Source organism: Bacillus sp. CGMCC 1.16541, from assembly GCF_003184905.1.
GTDB lineage: Bacteria > Bacillota > Bacilli > Bacillales > Bacillaceae_H > Priestia.
This window is the reverse complement of the sequence record NZ_QFRU01000009.1, coordinates 19,760-37,926: the sequence shown is the minus strand read 5'-3', so window position 1 is coordinate 37,926 and position 18,167 is coordinate 19,760. Positions and strand designations below refer to the sequence as shown.

General features: G+C 38.8%; 30 protein-coding genes. 1 reads left to right on the top strand and 29 read right to left on the bottom strand.

Annotated elements, in window-relative coordinates; genetic code table 11:
- Positions 1 to 84: 84 nt before the first annotated feature.
- The 23 genes from DIS06_RS10625 to DIS06_RS10525 all read right to left on the bottom strand — a co-directional run bounded on the left by DIS06_RS10625 (position 85) and on the right by DIS06_RS10525 (position 10,911).
- Positions 85 to 408 (bottom strand): Mor transcription activator family protein, encoded by a 324-nt coding sequence (locus tag DIS06_RS10625; RefSeq protein WP_110113250.1) that lies wholly within the window; start codon positions 406 to 408, stop codon positions 85 to 87.
- On the bottom strand, positions 377 to 646 hold the full coding sequence (locus tag DIS06_RS10620; protein ID WP_110113249.1) for a hypothetical protein: 270 nt from the start codon (positions 644 to 646) through the stop codon (positions 377 to 379). The genes DIS06_RS10625 and DIS06_RS10620 overlap by 32 nt, the downstream gene beginning before the upstream one ends.
- Positions 639 to 1,070 (bottom strand): ASCH domain-containing protein, encoded by a 432-nt coding sequence (locus tag DIS06_RS10615; RefSeq protein ID WP_343287501.1) that lies wholly within the window; start codon positions 1,068 to 1,070, stop codon positions 639 to 641. Before DIS06_RS10615 ends, DIS06_RS10620 begins: the two co-directional genes overlap by 8 nt.
- Before the next feature lie 38 nt (positions 1,071 to 1,108).
- Positions 1,109 to 1,486 (bottom strand): phage protein GemA/Gp16 family protein, encoded by a 378-nt coding sequence (locus tag DIS06_RS10610; protein ID WP_110113247.1) that lies wholly within the window; start codon positions 1,484 to 1,486, stop codon positions 1,109 to 1,111.
- Between the two features lie 28 nt (positions 1,487 to 1,514).
- Positions 1,515 to 1,739 carry a hypothetical protein gene (locus tag DIS06_RS10605; protein ID WP_110113246.1) on the bottom strand — a complete coding sequence of 75 codons (225 nt, stop codon included), beginning with the start codon at positions 1,737 to 1,739 and terminating at the stop codon, positions 1,515 to 1,517.
- A gap of 336 nt (positions 1,740 to 2,075) precedes the next feature.
- A complete protein-coding gene (locus DIS06_RS10600) occupies positions 2,076 to 2,336 on the bottom strand; it encodes a hypothetical protein (RefSeq protein WP_110113245.1) in 261 nt (86 codons plus the stop codon).
- Between the two features lie 14 nt (positions 2,337 to 2,350).
- The gene (locus tag DIS06_RS10595; protein ID WP_162595949.1) at positions 2,351 to 2,857 is read right to left on the bottom strand and encodes a host-nuclease inhibitor Gam family protein; all 507 of its coding nucleotides are present in this window, start codon (positions 2,855 to 2,857) and stop codon (positions 2,351 to 2,353) included.
- Positions 2,829 to 3,527, bottom strand: a complete 699-nt coding sequence (locus DIS06_RS10590) for an N-6 DNA methylase (protein ID WP_110113243.1) — start codon at positions 3,525 to 3,527, stop codon at positions 2,829 to 2,831. The genes DIS06_RS10595 and DIS06_RS10590 overlap by 29 nt, the downstream gene beginning before the upstream one ends.
- Before the next feature lie 12 nt (positions 3,528 to 3,539).
- On the bottom strand, positions 3,540 to 3,764 hold the full coding sequence (locus DIS06_RS10585) for a hypothetical protein (protein WP_162595948.1): 225 nt from the start codon (positions 3,762 to 3,764) through the stop codon (positions 3,540 to 3,542).
- Positions 3,748 to 3,963 (bottom strand): hypothetical protein, encoded by a 216-nt coding sequence (locus DIS06_RS10580; RefSeq protein WP_110113241.1) that lies wholly within the window; start codon positions 3,961 to 3,963, stop codon positions 3,748 to 3,750. The genes DIS06_RS10585 and DIS06_RS10580 overlap by 17 nt, the downstream gene beginning before the upstream one ends.
- Positions 3,960 to 4,316 (bottom strand): hypothetical protein, encoded by a 357-nt coding sequence (locus DIS06_RS10575; RefSeq protein WP_110113240.1) that lies wholly within the window; start codon positions 4,314 to 4,316, stop codon positions 3,960 to 3,962. Before DIS06_RS10575 ends, DIS06_RS10580 begins: the two co-directional genes overlap by 4 nt.
- A gap of 66 nt (positions 4,317 to 4,382) precedes the next feature.
- On the bottom strand, positions 4,383 to 4,517 hold the full coding sequence (locus tag DIS06_RS20745; protein WP_275425427.1) for a hypothetical protein: 135 nt from the start codon (positions 4,515 to 4,517) through the stop codon (positions 4,383 to 4,385).
- Positions 4,518 to 4,622: 105 nt separating this feature from the next.
- Positions 4,623 to 4,988 (bottom strand): hypothetical protein, encoded by a 366-nt coding sequence (locus DIS06_RS10570; RefSeq protein WP_110113239.1) that lies wholly within the window; start codon positions 4,986 to 4,988, stop codon positions 4,623 to 4,625.
- A 12-nt stretch (positions 4,989 to 5,000) separates the two neighbouring features.
- Positions 5,001 to 5,345 carry a hypothetical protein gene (locus DIS06_RS10565; RefSeq protein ID WP_110113238.1) on the bottom strand — a complete coding sequence of 115 codons (345 nt, stop codon included), beginning with the start codon at positions 5,343 to 5,345 and terminating at the stop codon, positions 5,001 to 5,003.
- Between the two features lie 19 nt (positions 5,346 to 5,364).
- Positions 5,365 to 5,865 (bottom strand): DnaD domain protein, encoded by a 501-nt coding sequence (locus tag DIS06_RS10560; RefSeq protein WP_110113237.1) that lies wholly within the window; start codon positions 5,863 to 5,865, stop codon positions 5,365 to 5,367.
- Positions 5,862 to 6,278, bottom strand: coding sequence for a hypothetical protein (locus DIS06_RS10555; protein WP_110113236.1), 417 nt, complete (start codon positions 6,276 to 6,278; stop codon positions 5,862 to 5,864). The genes DIS06_RS10560 and DIS06_RS10555 overlap by 4 nt, the downstream gene beginning before the upstream one ends.
- Before the next feature lie 56 nt (positions 6,279 to 6,334).
- The gene (locus tag DIS06_RS10550; RefSeq protein WP_110113235.1) at positions 6,335 to 6,721 is read right to left on the bottom strand and encodes a hypothetical protein; all 387 of its coding nucleotides are present in this window, start codon (positions 6,719 to 6,721) and stop codon (positions 6,335 to 6,337) included.
- An 86-nt stretch (positions 6,722 to 6,807) separates the two neighbouring features.
- Positions 6,808 to 7,707 carry an AAA family ATPase gene (locus DIS06_RS10545; protein ID WP_110113234.1) on the bottom strand — a complete coding sequence of 300 codons (900 nt, stop codon included), beginning with the start codon at positions 7,705 to 7,707 and terminating at the stop codon, positions 6,808 to 6,810.
- Positions 7,700 to 9,676 carry a Mu transposase C-terminal domain-containing protein gene (locus DIS06_RS10540; protein ID WP_110113233.1) on the bottom strand — a complete coding sequence of 659 codons (1,977 nt, stop codon included), beginning with the start codon at positions 9,674 to 9,676 and terminating at the stop codon, positions 7,700 to 7,702. Before DIS06_RS10540 ends, DIS06_RS10545 begins: the two co-directional genes overlap by 8 nt.
- A gap of 138 nt (positions 9,677 to 9,814) precedes the next feature.
- Positions 9,815 to 10,033 carry a hypothetical protein gene (locus DIS06_RS10535; RefSeq protein ID WP_110113232.1) on the bottom strand — a complete coding sequence of 73 codons (219 nt, stop codon included), beginning with the start codon at positions 10,031 to 10,033 and terminating at the stop codon, positions 9,815 to 9,817.
- Between the two features lie 16 nt (positions 10,034 to 10,049).
- On the bottom strand, positions 10,050 to 10,202 hold the full coding sequence (locus DIS06_RS20390; protein ID WP_204166783.1) for a DUF6906 family protein: 153 nt from the start codon (positions 10,200 to 10,202) through the stop codon (positions 10,050 to 10,052).
- Positions 10,203 to 10,204: 2 nt separating this feature from the next.
- Positions 10,205 to 10,429 carry a hypothetical protein gene (locus tag DIS06_RS10530; protein ID WP_110113231.1) on the bottom strand — a complete coding sequence of 75 codons (225 nt, stop codon included), beginning with the start codon at positions 10,427 to 10,429 and terminating at the stop codon, positions 10,205 to 10,207.
- Between the two features lie 80 nt (positions 10,430 to 10,509).
- The gene (locus DIS06_RS10525; protein WP_110113230.1) at positions 10,510 to 10,911 is read right to left on the bottom strand and encodes a hypothetical protein; all 402 of its coding nucleotides are present in this window, start codon (positions 10,909 to 10,911) and stop codon (positions 10,510 to 10,512) included.
- A 203-nt stretch (positions 10,912 to 11,114) separates the two neighbouring features.
- Between DIS06_RS10525 and DIS06_RS10520 the strand changes: the two genes are divergently transcribed.
- Positions 11,115 to 11,954 (top strand): helix-turn-helix domain-containing protein, encoded by an 840-nt coding sequence (locus tag DIS06_RS10520; protein WP_162595947.1) that lies wholly within the window; start codon positions 11,115 to 11,117, stop codon positions 11,952 to 11,954.
- Between the two features lie 505 nt (positions 11,955 to 12,459).
- Here the strand turns inward: DIS06_RS10520 and DIS06_RS10515 are convergent.
- The 6 genes from DIS06_RS10515 to DIS06_RS10490 all read right to left on the bottom strand — a co-directional run bounded on the left by DIS06_RS10515 (position 12,460) and on the right by DIS06_RS10490 (position 18,038).
- Positions 12,460 to 13,215 (bottom strand): hypothetical protein, encoded by a 756-nt coding sequence (locus DIS06_RS10515; RefSeq protein WP_110113228.1) that lies wholly within the window; start codon positions 13,213 to 13,215, stop codon positions 12,460 to 12,462.
- A gap of 118 nt (positions 13,216 to 13,333) precedes the next feature.
- Complete coding sequence (locus DIS06_RS10510) at positions 13,334 to 14,806, bottom strand: phytoene desaturase family protein (protein ID WP_110113227.1); 1,473 nt, start codon at positions 14,804 to 14,806, stop codon at positions 13,334 to 13,336.
- On the bottom strand, positions 14,803 to 15,909 hold the full coding sequence (locus DIS06_RS10505; protein ID WP_110113226.1) for a glycosyltransferase family 2 protein: 1,107 nt from the start codon (positions 15,907 to 15,909) through the stop codon (positions 14,803 to 14,805). The genes DIS06_RS10510 and DIS06_RS10505 overlap by 4 nt, the downstream gene beginning before the upstream one ends.
- Complete coding sequence (locus DIS06_RS10500; RefSeq protein ID WP_110113225.1) at positions 15,906 to 16,628, bottom strand: lysophospholipid acyltransferase family protein; 723 nt, start codon at positions 16,626 to 16,628, stop codon at positions 15,906 to 15,908. Before DIS06_RS10500 ends, DIS06_RS10505 begins: the two co-directional genes overlap by 4 nt.
- On the bottom strand, positions 16,625 to 17,395 hold the full coding sequence (locus DIS06_RS10495; protein WP_110113224.1) for a carotenoid biosynthesis protein: 771 nt from the start codon (positions 17,393 to 17,395) through the stop codon (positions 16,625 to 16,627). The genes DIS06_RS10500 and DIS06_RS10495 overlap by 4 nt, the downstream gene beginning before the upstream one ends.
- A 193-nt stretch (positions 17,396 to 17,588) precedes the next feature.
- Complete coding sequence (locus tag DIS06_RS10490) at positions 17,589 to 18,038, bottom strand: hypothetical protein (RefSeq protein WP_110113223.1); 450 nt, start codon at positions 18,036 to 18,038, stop codon at positions 17,589 to 17,591.
- Positions 18,039 to 18,167: the final 129 nt, after the last annotated feature.

Sequence of the window (18,167 nt, the reverse complement as noted above, 5' to 3'; positions counted from 1 at the left end):
AATTGTTGAAATTTTACATTCAATACAAGGGGTTTCTATAAAAAGATTTCCTATTAAAAAAAAGCGCCCTCACAAGAAGGCGCTTTACGATTGGTCCTCATCCTCAATATCAAAAATGCTGATTTGATTTTCATTCATTGTTTCCTCAGCGATTATCGCTCGGATTCGAACATCTGTTAATTTGAACTCTCTGGCAATGCTGCGTATAGATTTACCTTTTCTGTAACGATCCATTATTGCGGCATTCCGTGCGATTTGAAGTAGTTTGTCAGGTTTAGGGATATACATATACGCACCGCCGAACGTTTCAGAAAGCTTGATGACACCCTCGACTCCTAAACTCTCAGCGAGAGATTGATAGACTTCAGGTAAGTCTTCAATCTTTAGTTGTTCCATCCATTTCTCCATCTTCAAACACCCCGATTATCTCTGTATAGCAATCTGGACACAAACGCTTTCCAGTTCCTTTCTGGTAGTATTGGTCGAATTTCTCTCCGTTCACTTTACCAAAAGTGATTCTACAACGGCAGCGATCGCAACCAACGATTGATTGAGTTTTACGCAATCGCCACGGAGAAGGAGATGGAGGCTTACGATGAGCATCCGTTTCTTTTGAGAAGTAGATGGTAATTGGAGTTTCACTCATTCATAATCAACCCCTCTTTAAAATTCCACAATCCAAGCTGACCTTTAGCTTGGATTGGTTTATTAAGTGTTCTTATATTCGATAGCTCCCAAGCGAATCTTCCTTCGCTGAAATCTCCGAAATTATATTCATTATCGAAAACGAATTTATTCCAACCTTCCAGTATCGCTGATTCACCGTCTTCTGTCATCACTTCGTAGCATCCTTCCAGATTACATGTAGCGATTATCATTCCAGTTGGTAGGTCGTTAAGAAGGACGATGCTATGCTTATTTAAGGTTTGAACAATCGGAGTCATTTTGCATGCAGTGCGATCTATTTTCTTGCTTGCGTGAATTGCTAGTTCCCCACGATAATTCGTTCTCCAGGACCGCGTTTCAAATTTCTTTTCACCAAGGGCTATAAGACTAGCCCAAGGCTGCATAATAGATATTACTTTCAAACTTCCATCACATCCAAACATTACGATGATTTGAGGTTTCGTTCTTTGACCTTTTTCAAAGATTCAATGATTCGCCAAGCCTTTGCGCTGGTAAGCCACTCGATACGATCGACACCAGCATATTTTTTCATAAAGGCTTGAAGTCGCTTCGGATTATCCTCCCATCCGAGTTCCTCTTCGAGTTTTCCAATCAGCCATATTTGCTTTTTTGTTGCCATTCCAGCTACCGTCATATTAGCAATTCTGTCTATTACCTTGTTAGCCTGGTCGATGGAAAGAGAGGAGATGGAGCGTGATTTCGATACTTGCTCCACCACATCACGAAGACTTTCTTCATCCAATCCGAGCTCCTTTGCAGTCGCCCATATTTTTTTTAGTTGAGCTTTGGTAACACCCATCACCCTCACGCTCCTTTAAAATTAATGTCTATCCATTGGCTAACGCTGCCATTCGACGATCTAGTGAATCGATATATTTATTCATTTCTTCGTAGCTCATTGCTTCTAAATTAGATGGCTCTATTCCGAGGATAACCTCGCAACTAGCGACATAAATTCTAGCAGTCCCATTTGTTTTAACGCCTTGGAATATGTCGCGCAAAGGAGTATCTAGCTGTTCTTTTGTAACCCAATTACTTCTGTCTTGAATCACTGCTTTCCCTCCTTATTCTGATAGTAGTCAGCTATCATTTTAGCCTTTTTTCTCATCCTGATTTTTTCTAAATGTTCTGGGAGTCTCGCTTGTTTCTGCAAAGAATAATGATGAGGGCAAAGGTCAGCTTTGTTCATTTCATGACTACATTATTCGCACAAAGGTAAATCGCACGTTTCGTCATGTCCATGTTCTAAAGATTCTTTAAACATTTCATAATCCCGAAAAAAGATAGGGTTGCGGTCGTATACTACAATATAATCACAAAGCCTGGTCGCTTTCCTTTTTCTGCATATTGCACAAGGGTTAGCAAAGACGCCGACATCATTCATGCATTTACTTACCTTCAGCAGTATCGTCAGCAGTTGCTTCCTTCAAACTAAGAGTAAGCACGAATCCTTGATTTTCAGAAAAGCAATTTACAAAGGCTTTCATTCCGTCAAGCAGGCGATCAACCTCATAAGCTGTTGCATTTTTGTTAATATTAATTTCTGTGCCAGTCTGAAGCGAAGGAGCTGTTTCAGTTTTCGCTTCCTGCGGTAAATCGATTAATTCTCTCGCCCGACCACCTGAACGAGGAGTAGTTGCTTTTGTCATTACATTAAACCTCCTTAATTTGTTTCTTCAGCGATTCTTTCACGGTGAATGTTATACCAGAATTTATCCGTTTTCTTCGGACGTGTGCATCCGATTTTCTTTAGGAAGTCGTCAGTCACACCTTCCAACGCTTCCTTGTTCGGCTTATGCTCCGTGATTAATAAATGACGGTAATTTTCACCAAGGGATAGGAGAGCCTCGACGGTGGATTTAACACTTTTTACACGAATGCCTCCTCCAGTAGAACGAAAGCCAATTTCGCCAAATATCAGGTCCATTGATTTCTTCTCTGAAAAGTCGTCCTTCTTGCGAGCTTCAGCGAATAATTCAATATGCTCTTCAAGAACCTTGCGGCGCTCTACTAGGGGAGCGACGGTTGTTTGTGCCTTTTCTTTAATTTCATTGACTCGCTTTGTCATCTCAGCTTCTTCAGCTTCGATTTTTAAATCAATTTCTCCGATTTCCCGAAGAGCTTGTTGGACCTCTTCGTAATTAGATAACATTGACACTTTTTTCGCCACGTTCATCTTCCTTCCTGATATGATTTTGTGTCCATCCAAAGATATGAGCTGGTGTCTTCCAGGTCTCATCAAACTTCATTGCGAGAGTATCTCCTCTCATTACAACTGCATCGATGCCTAACAGACTCAATTGGATGTAACACATATGAACAGATTTGATATCAATGTCTTGAGCAGTTACTCTCATGACCCTTTGATAATTGATTTTTCTCTTCTGGAGAACATTAGCCATACCGATAATAGTTGCACCACCACCTACAGCAGGCTCGTTGATGGTAAAATAGCCTCGCTCTTCGATTTCTTTCATACGGTCAACAATTATTAGCTCGGCCATTAACTCGCATACCGACATAGGAGTAAAAAATTGCCCTTTCCAATTGCTAAATAACTCTAATTGCATGAAAATATTACCTAGGACATCTGACGGCTTTTTCTCTAACGCATCCGTGAGCTCGACCAGCAGTTGAGGGAAGAGCTCCACCTCTTCCTTCGTATAACGCTTTGTGATATCTAAATAACGCTTCTCACGTTTGTTTCGCTGCCAGATGTCCACTGAATTAGAAATCGCAATTGCGGTCATTTCGATAAAATCCGAGAAAACCGTAAATAAATCATGACGATATCTCATGCGTTCAAACAATTTAATCATGTTCTTTTCATGGACACTCATTTTTCAACATCCTTAATCATCTGATTCTTCAAAAATACTAACCTCTAAATCCATGTCAGGATTTTCGACTTCAAGTTGATCTGCAATGATTTCTTCAACTTCCGAAACAGGCATTCTTTCACCTTGATATTGGATAGTTGATTCCTGGCATCCAGTTAGCAACAATAGCCCTAAAGCTGAAGCAAAAACAATTTTCTTTTTCACGAGAACACCTCGCTTTCTACTTGTTATTTCCACCACTATTGAATCCAGCTGTATAGCCGTGGGCGCAAACGATACGAAGGGCTTGTTCTGGATTAAACCCACTTTCAATCAGCTGATCGTAATAGGATTTCGTCATCTTTGCGACAAATGGATAAGCGGCGAATAGGATTCGTTCATCCTTCTTTAATTGGTCCTTGTAAAGTTCAAGTTCAATTTGTTCATGAGGCTTCAAAATATTTCCCTCCTTAATTGCTGTTTAGCCTTTTTACGTTTTCCTCGAATTTTCTTCTTTCTCAAATTAGGCGATTTCATCGCTTTCTCAAGGAGAACTCGACGTTCACGCCAAGTATTGAGTTCCTTTTTCCATTCCCTTTCTGTTGCAGCTGCTTCTACATGAGCACAAGAAAAAAGTTCAAACAGATTTTTGTACCTATCAACCCAAAATAAATGAACTTCTTTATGTCGTTTCACAATGGACAAAAATTCATTTTCTGTTTTCTTGGCATTCTTAACAATTTTGTTCAGCTGATAAAGAAGGAAAGAGATGTACAACAAAAGAAAAGAATTGATAATTGCGAGTATCATAGATTTTCACCTCGCTTTCATAGGCTTCAGCCACTCTGAACCTTTATCTCTCAAAGATAGAAGTCCTCAATTCTTGGTGTATGGTAAATCTTCCTTGATTTGTTGTTTTGGTACTCCTGGTTCATAAATGGTGATTACGCTAAGCTTTTCTCCATCACGAGTTGCTGATCCGTGACAAACAACGTAGCGAGTTTGAGCCATAGTCTCACCACCCAAATTCCCCAGCTATGTAGTAAGGGAAGATTTCTTTTTTATTAATCACCTCCATCGATGGTATGAAACGGGTCATACCATCTGTGCAAATGATTAATGGAGTTTGCCGCCAGTTGTTTTTTGATGCATCTTACTAGCGAATTCGTAATACTTTTCCTCGTTAAAATGGACGACTTTCAATATTTTGATAAGAGATGTCATGACGAACGGTTCCAGAATCCTATCCATTTCTTCTTCAGTTCCTAATGGCGACTGATTGAAGAAGGTTCCATACTGTGCATCACACATGCGCCAGAAATACATTTTTGTTTCTTCGTCACGACATAACATTGCGAAAAACTCAACGTTTCCCCATTTGACTTGAATACCCTCGACTTCTGTTGTCGTTCCGTTGTTATTTGTAACAATATAAGGCCTTGGATTTTGGTCGATATCAACATGAATATATTGGACTTGCATCACGTTTCCTCCTCAGATCGCCACGTCAAGAAAAACGCTGTCAGTTTCTTTTTCGTGAAGCTCCAAAACTTTCCCGACCGTTATTTTTCGAAGAATCCCACGACATACAATGTTATTATCCGCATCAAATATTCCGTCCTGGATAACCTCAGTATGTTCCGCAAGAGTAAGCCCGTATTGATGTTCAGCAGCGATTAACTTATGGATTGCAACGTCCACATAATCTCCTTCAGCATTTTCGAAATCGTGGTAAGCCATAAACAGATCAGCACGAGCTTTTTGAATCGCTTCAATTTTTGGGTCAAGAACAACAGCTTTCGAAATGGTTGATTTAACTTTTTCGAGATTGTTTAACATGAATTTCTCCTCCGTTTTATTAAGATTCGAGCCAGTTATAGAAAGGGACTGCGCGAGTGGTTGTCTCGCGTTCTGGCGTACTTGTATTTCGACTATAATTTCTATGTCTGTGATGTTCTCGGCTGTGCTCTTTTGCTTTATCCACCGTATCAATTCCTTTTTCTCTCCAATTGAAGAGGATGCGGTCAATATATTTGAGGTTTTTTACTTCTCGAAGGACTGCTTCTCGAAGAGCTTGCTTTATTAGTGCAGGGTCGAAGCCTTCTTCTTGCCATTGCCCGATCATTTGCATTTCGATAGGAGAGAGAAGGCGGCCAAAGCTCTCTTCAAATAGTCGGAAAATGTTGTCAACTTCTGTTGTTTTCAAAATTCGATAAGAAACGACTTGCTGATAATCGACAAGATTGTTGTCGGATTTGCACGAAGGGCAATCTATGACACTTTGATCTTCAAAATCTTCTGAAACTCCAAAATCTAGCTTGCAAGATTCACAATGATATAGATGCAATCTCTTTCTCATGAAACACTCTCCTTTTCTAGCAATTTGCAATTATCAAATGCTGCTTCCAGAGCTTCGAAAACGTGTCCGTATGTTGTGTTTTCTTTATGTAGTTCTTGGATGTAATGTAGGTTGTACATAGCCAAAATGACTTTGACCATCCCAAGCTCTTCATCTGTAATAGAGCGTTCCAGGAATCGCTCACCTTTTGCTTTCGCTGCCAATCTGCCAAGCACATAACTTTTTACATTGTAAAAATCCTGAATAGCAGAATATTTTAAAGGTTGATTATTGCTGTGTTCTTGAAGCTCTAAAACTAGCTTTCTACGATTCACTCTCGGTTTATTTTCTTTTTCTGGAAGGAGACCAAGTTCTTTCATTAGCTGTCTTTTTGTTTTCGTTTTCGGCTTCCGACCGCGTTTTTTCGCTGCCATTTCTATGGACCTCCTAATCTATCTTTTTGTTTTGGTTTCTACGCAATCTATGAAATTTAAAAACTATCAGGTATGATAAGAGTCTCTCGGTCTCGTTTTCTGCGAATCTCACTCTTTACCATTACTCGAATAGTAGTTTCTAACTTTTCCCATTGTTTGTCCTGAATCGTTACCCCTCTTGGCTCGTTCTCCAGGACATCCAAATACTTTCGCTTAACTCCTAAATTTTCGGCCATAGTTTCTAAGTCAAAGCCAGCTGCTTTTCTCATCTCGATTAAGAAAAATTGCCGTTCCTTGGATTCCTCTTCTTGTCGTTGCCATTTGTATTTATAAGTTCGCAAGGTTTCAGGAAGAATCCGATATCTATCACATATTTGTTGGTCCGTTAACCCTGCGCGCTTTAAGTCTCTGTAAACTTCAGCATCAATGCTCCAGCGAGCCATACCTTTTCCTCCTTCAAATGTGTTAGGCCGTTTAACAGCGTTCGAAAGTTCGTTAAACGGCTGTTGAAGGGCATTCAAATAGCGCCTTACGCGCCGATTCCCATGTATTTTGCAACACTTGCAAGTCCAGTGACTGTCGTGTCCTGGTTACTCGCACTATTCACAAACACGTTGACAGCTCCTCGGATTCCCCAACGGCTCCTGGCGATTCTGAGCAGGAATTGCTTTTCTTCTTTGGATAGAAGAGGGAATAGAAGATCCATGTCTGCTTGTTTAATGTTGTTTGTCAGTACATTCTCTTTCATTGCCATTCTGGAGAAGAGCTGCGCGAACGCTGCCTCTCCACGACCAAGCATTTTCGTATAAACTTCCTGATTACCGATTAACACCAATCCAACTCCACTCTCGTCGCTGATTGAACGAAGATGCTCAAGTGCTCTATGGGTAAGATGTTGGGCTTCATCGATAATAATTACTCGACCTGAACCCTCAAGTTTTTTCACGATATCTCGATGCATACGACGGATGGAACGCGCTTCAGGAACGCGCAGCTCCTCAGCTATTAATTCACTTACGCCTTTCGGACCTGAATAAGCTGGAGAAATCGTGATAAACAAAGCTTCAGGTTGGTTTCGGCAGTATTCTCTCGCTCCTTGTGTTTTGCCGACCCCTGCATCGCCATAAATGACTCCGATTGTTCCTTGGATATGACAATAAGTGATGACGTTAATCACAGTTGTCGAAATACTTGTTGGTACAAAGTCGGGCTTTTTAGGCGCAATCTGACGTTTTTTATGGACCGATAGATAAGCTTCGATTTTTGGTAGCAACTTATGAGGCGTTGCATAAGTGCTGTTCATGAATTGAGATAGGGCAGGGGCAGAAATGCCGATTGCCTTTGCAATAGAGCTTTGAGATTGCTCTGACGTTTCGATATGTTCTTTCAGTGCTTGACGTAATTGGTTTTCGTGCAATTGTTCACTCATCCGAATTTCCTCCTTGTTTAAATCGTTTTAGGTTATTGATCATGCGATTCAAGTCAACAACTGATGCTTCGTCGTCACCAGAAGCTCTCGGCAACACTGTTTCAATAGGTTTTTCATTTGCGCGAACAGGCTCAATAACTTTTGCTTCAGCTTCTTCTTGGTTCGCTATGTTGTATTCAGCTTCCATTTGCATGATATCGAGAGCAGTTGGCGCTTTAACGCCTTTTTGTAACAATAATTGTTCAGCTGCTTCGCCACGTTCTTTCGTGAGCTTTTTAAGTCGCTTGGCTTCACTAGCGAATTTCTTCAAGTCGTCTTTCGTCGCATTGTAAGATAGGGCTTCTCGGTTGACGGCTGTTAGTATGTATCTATCCTCCTGGTCGTAGACTCGAACTTGTCCCATGTTTTCAGGGTCGAAGCGAATATAAACGGATTGCCCTTGATATTTAGCGATGAGGTCATCGTGAGCGTAGAAGAATTTCTCTCCGTACATAGTAAGAGCCACGCCCATTCGACCAACCTTCAGCATTCTGGACGAACGCATTAACATTAAATTCAAGTCTTCTTCTGTTGCGGTGCGTTTAACAACAAGATTTTCTGCATATACTTGATTAGGAGACTTACCTTTCATGCCCTGGCCAGAATGCTCTTGGTGATTGAACCATCCTTCAATGTATTTGTTGAAGAGGTCCTTGAATTCGTCTTCAGGCATCACGAGTTTTCCATCTTTCAGCGTGTATTTAAGGCTTTCAGGTCTCTCGGTGATATTTCCACCAGTGAACGTGCTACATATACGCGAAAATTCATTCTTAAAGTCAAGGAAGGCACGTTCCACAATCTTAGCGCGAGCATTTTTAACCTTTGCATTCCACATTTCGATTCCCAAACGTTCGAAAATTGGAGGAGGTTGATGCTCGCCTTCAGCTTTTTTGCGAGTTTTTCTGCGACCGCGCCCAGCAATATCAGTGACAAGGAAGTCCATTCCGTTATCCGTGTAGACAATGCTTGGGATTCCATATCTTAAAATTCCATCACGCAGCGCATATAGGTTAGTATCTGATGTCGGTTTTTCGGATACGAATTTCCCGACAATTTTCCTCGATCTGACATCCTGGTAAGCAGTGATCCACGGACGATATTGCGAACCGTTCTTACGCTCGACAATTACGTCGATTTCGTGGTTATCTGCAACCCATATTTCATTCGATGCTAACTCTTCATATTTTCTCAATATGTAAGGAGCTGCCTTGTCCTCATAATCTTTCTCGCCGAATCTGAAAAGGCGAATGACTGGAAGAGGGATGCTCTTTACATTTCTCTGGAATGTTTCATAACTAGGCAAAGGTAGCAGTTGAGGCATTTCGTGTTTCGCCCATGTACTGACCAATTTGTAAACATATCTTATGCTTGGCCTGCCTTCGTGCAGATAAAGTTGTTCGAAAATCGCCCAGGCTATTTCAGGTATTTCTGATTGACCTCGATTCCAACCGCCGCGCTTGTCCACTAGAGCGATATCTCCTTTTTCCTGCCACATCTTGTACTTTCTATATAATGTAGGAATGGAAAGTTCATGATCGGGCTGCTGAATATTCCAGAGCTCGACGAACTGAATATCTCGTTCGGTTTTTTTACCACCCTGGGAACGGAACTTCTGCCAATCATCCAGGCATTTTCTCCAGAAGGCGATTTGTTCACGTTCGCTTTCGGTAAATTCCTCGAAAGGCTTTGCTTCAATTTCTTCTTTTATATCTGATGGTTTTCGCTGTTGAGCTAAATATTTCTTTTGTGCTTTCGGTGGTAGAGAGGAGAGGGGGATTAAAAACTGTTTCCCAGCTCTACCGCCTCTTTTTTTTGCGTTATCAACCATCGCGGTTAATTCACCGTTGTTAATCTTTTTAGACACCGCTTGTTTCGTTATTCCAAGCAGCTCCGCAACTTCTTTTGTACTTAGCAGAATTACACTTTCCATCTCTACCCTCCTTTTCTGCGATGGATGGATTAATTGCTATTTACAGATACTCGAATTTTGAAGTATCATGTACTAAATGATTTTTATTTTGCCTCCACTAAAAAGTGGGGCTTTTTTATTTTTTAGTTGCGCTATTTTTTAAGAAACTTCTCTAATCTCTATTCCTAGTTTTTCAGCTACAATTATTCTGTATTTTTTCATGTACCTAGCTTCTTGGTTTGTTCCAGAGATAAGCTCAGAAAAACGATTGGCGGGAATTCCTTCTTGTTCACAAAATTCAGTCTGAGTCATTTGCAATTCAGCTAAACGCTTTTTCACTTCCCACCCAAAAGGCGTTATTTTCTGCTTACGGGCCAAGTTGATCACCTCTCTATTAAATCGAAATTGTTATAACCTCCATTTTCGAGCGATGCACAAGATGTAATTCTTGTTCGAGGTTTTTAACAATTAACCAATCGCTCGAATTTAGCCCCGCAGCTTCGATCTGCTGCTTCTGCTTTTTGGTTGGTCGTTTCCCATTCTTCATATTTACTCCTCCCCAGGAATAACTCTAATGAATTCAATCTCTTTGTCTGATAAACCATTTTCTTGAATAGCCTCAATTAGTTCTATGAATTTTCTTGTATCATTCATCGTTATTGCAACCATATATCCAGAACGATTAGTAAACTTATGGATGTTTATATCAGAAGCTCCTGATGCAACGGCGAGCTCGACAATTTTTTCTTTTTCGACTGCGGTTATTTCAACCAAAAACCGACACCACCTTTCAGGAAAGGTTTTTACATCATTTTGTCGAATAAATAGAACAATATGGAGGTGATTTTCCCGAATTATGGTGGCTTCTCAAATTCTTGCGTTACCGTCACTGGATAGTTGTAACTAAAGTCGTGTTTGTTATTTAATTGTTGATTCTTAATTTTTTGAACTCTTTTTCTAAACTGCTTTTGGTAAAACTTAAATTCTGGTATCACTTTGCGTTCACTTTTATTAACTTCATTTGCAGCGACGTCGGCGCATTCTTGTATTTGTTCCTGCTGCTGGATTACGACATACACAATAACGTTCGATTCTTTGTTTTCTGCTCTAACAGAAACGCGTTGGTTATCGTAACGTATGTACAACCCTTGCTGATCCTCTCTTAATACACGTTCGACTTTTTTCGAACGTCCGAAGTGAACTTTAATTTTGTTACCAATCATTTGTCTAGTTGTGGTTTCTAAATTACTAGCCATCGTTTAACACCTTCTTTCTTTTTGTCGTTTTTGTGTCGAAAATGCTATAATTAAGGTTCGTGTTTTTATTTTTTTATCGTTTTATGGAAGTAGTTTCCTTTGTTGTTGATTTCATATTACTCCATATTCGGAGTAATTTCAACAACAATTTTCCAAAAACGGAGTATTTTGTTGAAATTTACTACAGAAAGGGAGTGAATATGTTGAGTTTTGGTAAAAGATTGCGTGAACTAAGGCAAAAGTATGGTTTGTCGATGGATGAATTAGGTCGAAAAATAGGTACTAAATCTAGTAGAATTAGTGACTGGGAGAATGAAAAGACTACTCCTCGCTCCGATTTTGTAGTAACCGCTTCTGACTTTTTCGAAGTAACAACAGATTGGTTACTAAAAGGGACAGAGCATAGAGGAAAGATGAAGTTTTTAAACACCGATTACGATATCGCTCAATTGGAAAAAGAACTGTCAAACGATGAAAAAATTTTTTTGAGCGAGTATGTTAACTTCGCTATTATGAGAAAATCTCAAAATGTTAATGACAGAGGCCACCAAAAGAGCGAAAGGATATACAAGCTTAACACTAAAAGAAAAGAAAATGAGTCTGTCGCAAGTGAGGTCAAAGAGATCAGAGAGGTCACAGCTACCAAAATACCAGTATTAGGAGCTGCCGCAGCTGGAGTTCCTATAGAAGTAATTCGTTTTGTTGAAGGATATTTAGAGGTCCCTGAAAAATATAGCAATTGTTTTTCGGTCAGGGTAAAGGGGAATTCAATGATTAAGGCTGGCATCAAAGATGGAGGTTTCGTGATCGTGAGGCAACAAGAATATGTTGATAACAACGAAATAGCACTTGTTATGGTTGATAATCATGTAACCATTAAGCGATTTAGATTAGAAACTGGCGTGGCCGTCTTAGTATCTGAAAACGACGATATAGAGCCTATGGTGTATAATAATGATTGTGATGTGAGGATTCTCGGAAAAGTCCTGGATTGGATTTCTCCAGAAGCAGCAGAGTGTTTATATGTTCAAAATTTCAGTTAGAATAAACATACAATAAGTTGTATAAAAATCTAGTTGCGCTATAAAGAAGAATATTCAACAACAATTTCTTCAAAGCCCTTGATATTTCAGTGTTTTAACTATTGGTAAACCAGTTGTTCAATTGACCAATGATTAGTTGACCAATTAAATTAATCATTATAGACAAAAAAATCATCTTTTAAACGCATTTAAACGCAATATATCAATGATTTAAACATATTTTAACCTGCAAATTTAAAAAGACAGCATTCGATGTCGAACCTATCGAAACCGTCAATTTTTATCATTTTGCGCTTTCTGCTACTGAACTTCTATTACGAGTAATGATCTCCTATAAATACTGATTTATCAAGGTATTTTTACGAGGTCTACCTAACATTTACGAGATATTACGTTATTTAGTTATTTATCACTTTGTTTGTCATACTACAGTTGTTTAGCAAAAGAGATTTACCTTTATAAGCAAAAAAGGATGTGTCAATTTAAGCTGACACATCCTTTTTGCTTACTGAGAACGTCTATTGACTCTCTTAGAAAGAGTACTTTTGGATTCAAGATAATTCAAATCATCTTGGTACACATCATAGACTAAAAAGCTTAATGCATAAAAGAATAAAATGAGTACAATTGAATTCGTCATTATGTATAAAGCAGCAAGACCTGTTCCTACTAACAACGTTTGGAAGCTAAGACGATCACGTTGAAAAGCAAGTTGTGACATAAAGTAAGCAAAGCCCATCACAACTGCAAGAAGCCACGTGTTTTCAATAAAAAGGAGCGTTTGAAAAAAATAATAGAAAGCCGGGAAATAGACTATACTTTCAACAACCCCTGAAACACCACTATAGACAAACCACCATGAACGCTCTCTCGAAGTATTCGGGACAGTTGCCTCAACAGATAGTGGAAGCTCTTGCTCTAAAAAAATCCGCTCCCCGTGATCGTTCATCCAACTAATCATAAATGAAATAAACAGGAAACCTGCAAAGCTAAACAACAATAAGTATTCCACTATGGCTGGATACGCATTTGAATCTAGAATCGTTTGAAGGTAAACCGGATTCCATCCAAAGGAAGCGAATGATAGATGAAAGTAAAAAAGAAGCAAAACAAAAAAGAGCAAAATAAGGGCATAAAAAAAAGACTGTTCTTTATAATAGCTTACCTTTTTCCTCTCCGATGCAATGCGTCGAACAGAGATGCTTTCAATATACGGGCGAATGATACAAATAGTCACGATTAATACTGTAAACCAAATCATAGAAAAATACGATCACCTTTTCATTTAGTATGTAGAGGAGCAAGCACATTTGCATTCTTACCTTCTATATCTATATTTTACTATATCTACTAGACAAATGACTACTTTCTCAATCTTTTTATTCGTCGGAATAGCGCTCTTTTAGTAACCTGGCAACATTCAACCCACTAATGGTAACCATTGGAGATCCACCACCTGGATGTGTGGTACCTCCTGCAAAATACAAATGTCCCACATCTTTTGCCACGTTACTCGGTCGTAAAAAGCTATCCATCTTTTTGTTTGAACTAATTCCGTAAAGTGCTCCACGGTACGAACCAAACTTTCGTTCAATTTCATTAGGTGTTACGACTTTTTCTACCGCGAGTTGAGACGAGATATCCACACCAAACCGCTTCAATTTATCATAAATGACTTCTTTGTATCCTTCATTATCTCGTTCTTGTCCAGGAGTAACGGCTGGTGCATTCACTAACATAAACAAATTATCACCTGGTGAAATGTCACGATCTGTGTAAGATGAATTACAAATATAAATAGTCGGATCAGTCGGTAACTGTTTTTTTATAAAGAGCTCATCAAACTCTTTCTTGTAATCTTGTGCAAAATACACTTGATGATGAATAAAATTGCTGTTCCTTTCTTTCAAACCGGCCATGATAACATATGCTGAAATGGATGGCTCGTACGATTGTATCTTTTGATTTGAAAAGTGTGGACGATTCTCTTCGCTTACTAATGCAGGGTACGCTTTTAGTAAATCGCCATTGACTATAACAATATCAGCTTCCACTTTTTCATTTCCTTCAATCTTAATCCCCTGAACGTGTTTATCCTTAACGATAACCTCTTTTACTTTACAATTCGTATGAAGAGTACCACCTAACTTGTTGAATACTTGTGCAAATGCAGCAGCAATCTTTGTATTTCCCCCTTTTACATAATAAACTCCATCTGTCATTTCAAGATGACCAATGAGTGCAAATGTTGCGGGAGATACATATGGAGAAGAACCAATATATGTTGCATAACGGTTAAATGCATTCCGAATGTTCTCATTTTCAAAATAGCGACGATGAAACCGATCCATTGTTTCGAATGGTCGAACTTGAAGAAGAGCTTTCAATAAAGAAAGATTTGTATAGTCTGTCCAAGAAGAAAACGTACGATAAAAGAAATGCTGTTCGGCTGTTTCATACAAAAACTTTACTTCTTCTAAATAGTCAGAGTAACTAACTTCTGCATGTGGATCTAACACTTCAAATTGTTTCATCATCTCATCATGATTTGTCGTCATCGCAAAAGAGGAACCATCCATGTAATAATTGTTTGTATGGTGTTCTAGTTTGATAAGGTCTAAGTAATCCTCTAACTTCTCTCCTGCTTCTTCAAACACACGGCGAAACACAGCTGGCATGGTAATGGTATTAGGCCCGAAGTCGAATGGATAGTCACCTAGTTGAACAGGCATCATCTTTCCACCCACATGGTCATTTTGTTCGAAAATGGTCACATGAAACCCTGATTTCGCGAGAACAATACCGGCTGCAAGTCCACCCAGTCCTGCTCCAACAATGACTACTTTTTTCATTGATAATGCCTCCCTTTCCATTCGTATCCGATTTTTTGCACACCTTTCCACATCGAATGTTGCATGAGCACGATTAAAGCAAGTGCAGCGAGCGGCATCGTCACACAGAGATACCACTTCTGTCTCGCAGCTACATCAATGATTAGTCGTTGAGCAATGACAAGAGCAAGCGGGACCAAAGCAAACCCATTACCTGCTACAAGGCCGTAAATAAACAACGGAACAGGGAAAATATAGTACATGATAAAAAACAATGACAGTGCAAGCAACGAAGGAACGGAACGGCCTAACCCTGTATAGATGTTTTTAGCAAACCCATTCCACACTTCTTCATCTGATTCATACATAAAACAAGAAACGTGAGAAGTGATGTTTGCAAGTACGACTTTCAATCCTTGTCTTTTAAATTCTTGTGCAATATGTACATCTTCAATTAACGAAGACTGAACAACTTGATGACCACCAACTTGATCATAATCTTCTCGCTTAAAAAACATAAATGCACCATGTGCCGCTGTCGCCGATGGATAGTTTGTATAGTTAGCGAGAATGACTGGCAAATAACTAAACACCACAACATGCTGCATAGGTACAATAAGCGATTCTAAGAAATGCTTAACAGGGAAGCGCGAAAATCCTGTAAGAAGGGAGCTCTTCCGCTTTTCACTTAATGCTAGCGCTTGTTCAAGCGTATCATGTTTCAACGATACATCTGCGTCGATAAATAATAAATAATCTCCCTTTGCATGCGTAGATAATTGGTGACAGGCATGAACTTTACCAACCCAACCTGTTGGGAGTGGTTTACCATCAATCACTTTAAACGGTTGATGACCTCTCATTTCTTCCTCTAAGTAGTCTCTCGTTCTATCTGTGGATTGATCATCTAAAATAATACACTCTATGTTCGGGTACGTAAGAGACTTTATTGCTTGCATGACTCGCTTTACATTTCTTTCTTCGTTACGCATTGGAATCAAAACAGAAATAAGCGGATAGGATTCTCGTTCTTTTTTTGCTTTCTTTTTCAATGTTGGAAGCAACGTAATGTTAATAATCGTACCTAAAAATAACATGAGAAAAATTGTGATATACACACTCATCTTTTCACCTTCGCTTTCCACCACGTGAGCCACTCACTAACCGTTTTGTAACCTTCTAACAAAATGGAGAATGATGTCACTTCTTCCTTTATTAATTTCTCACGAGATGCATCTAATTGTTTTGTCACCATTGTTTCCAACTTTTGCGTTATTTTATCACGAGAATCTGATAAAAAGGTCGAAGAATGGACGGGCTTTCCAATTGTAATAAACAATTCAGGTCGCTGATCGTGTCGAAACGTATAATAAAACGTTATAGGCACAACCGTGACATCTTCAACTTCGTCAATAACGTAAGAAACTCCTTTTGAAAACTGTAATGGCCTTTTCTCTAGATGTTCTTCCTTTCCTTGTGGAAAAATCCAGACACTTTTCTGTTCATTGACTAACTTCTTAGCATATCGCAACGACTGAATCACGTGTTTAGGTGAAGATGGATTGACTGAAAAAGCACCGATTTTTTGAAAGAACGAGAAATCCTTCACCCCTTGTTCAGACATCATCGCATAACTATCATGCTTTAGCTTGACTCTATTTAAATAATAACAAACAAGCCCGTCCCACCAACTTGAGTGATTGACAATAAAAATGGTCGGACGATGTTGTTGAATGTTTGCTTCTTCATATAAGTAGATTTTATAAAAGTGTTTTTTTAATTGATGTGCTACAAAAGGGTGAAACAATTGTTCAAACCGTTCACTTTTCTTCGGATAAATCATTTCTGCTTCCCTTTCCAATAGAGTACTAATAGGACAATGAGGGAACATGTCGTGACAACAAAACAAAGCCATAATTTAGATGTTAGCGCAATGATTAGAAACATGACCACAACTAACACATATAAAACTGCCATTCGCTTTTCCCAAATCAGTATATCCTTCGCTTTTTGTTGATTAAGAATAAAGTAAACAAAAAATTGAATAAAAAATGAGAGCGCAAACCACCCAACAAAATTGGAAAACGGAATATTATAATAAATACTTTGAGCTTCCCATATCCAGTATTGCTTAACAACATATGCAACTGGATCAATGGCTAAGTCCATGACGACTGCAAAAAGAGAGGTAATGGTTGCGTAGACAAACGGCTTTACCCATTTATGCACGTGTCGATTTTTCATCACTTGAAGGGTTAAAACACGGCTAGTCACAACGACCATTAGCCATGCAAAACCTATCGTTAAAGGTACCCCCATAATTTGAGCACCAAAATCTTTTTCATAATGATACGAACCGAATAAAAAGCCGTATGTTACCCCAAGCCATTCTGCAAAGATTGTAGCTGAAATAACAAAAAGCGATAAAAGCGTAGCTGTTAAAACATTATACGCTTTTATCAAGTAAATGAAGGCAAGTGTTCCACTCGCGTATAAAAAGACGGCATTTGCCCATTCTAGCCAAGATGGTAGTAAATCAAATGTAAGCAAGACTACACCACATATGTACCATAAAATAAAAAAACGATAAATATTATTTGAGATAGACATGTTCTCCCCCTTTTATGTTACTAAGTAAGGTTTATTATAAAACGACAATATGTGAACCTCTAGTTTCAATGTGTTTATGCATGTCCTTCTTATACCTAACTATATCGCAAGCTTTATTTATTTAGTACATATTTACATATCGATGCGCCTTTGGAAACAATAAAACGAGGCTGGTTGACACACCACCCTCGTTTTATTGTATTTTCACTAGTATTTTTTGTAATAAGAAGCCAATCAAAAGACCTGGTACAACAGATAAGATGGGAAACCAGACTGGACCAAAAAAAACCGATCCAATCACAACTTTCGTTGAGTACATAAGTCCCACTGTTACAATATAAGCACAACTAACAAACGGTAAAAAAGAATACCGTGGAACATTTGGTTCTGCATCTTTAAATGCATCCCACAATGCAAAAAAGTAGAGACAAGGGTAGAACATAAGCCATTGATAATTTGTAATAAGTGCCGCTTGTTGTGTCTCTCCTAAAAAACTAAACCGAATCGCTTCATTAAAGTTAGCTTGAACATTAATTAAGAACTCTAAGCCAATAAACACAATTCCTTTTATGTATTTCTGATTAAGTAATTGACCAAACCCTGGTAAAGCGATACTCCATAGTAACTTTTCTGTTCGATTCAATGGATGATCCTATCCCTTATACGGCATGGGTAGTTTATGTTAATTGGCTGAGGTAAATGTTCTTTTTTACATATTGTATTCATAAAACAATCGATGTCTTTCTTTTTGAGATCTTCTCTAAAAGTGATA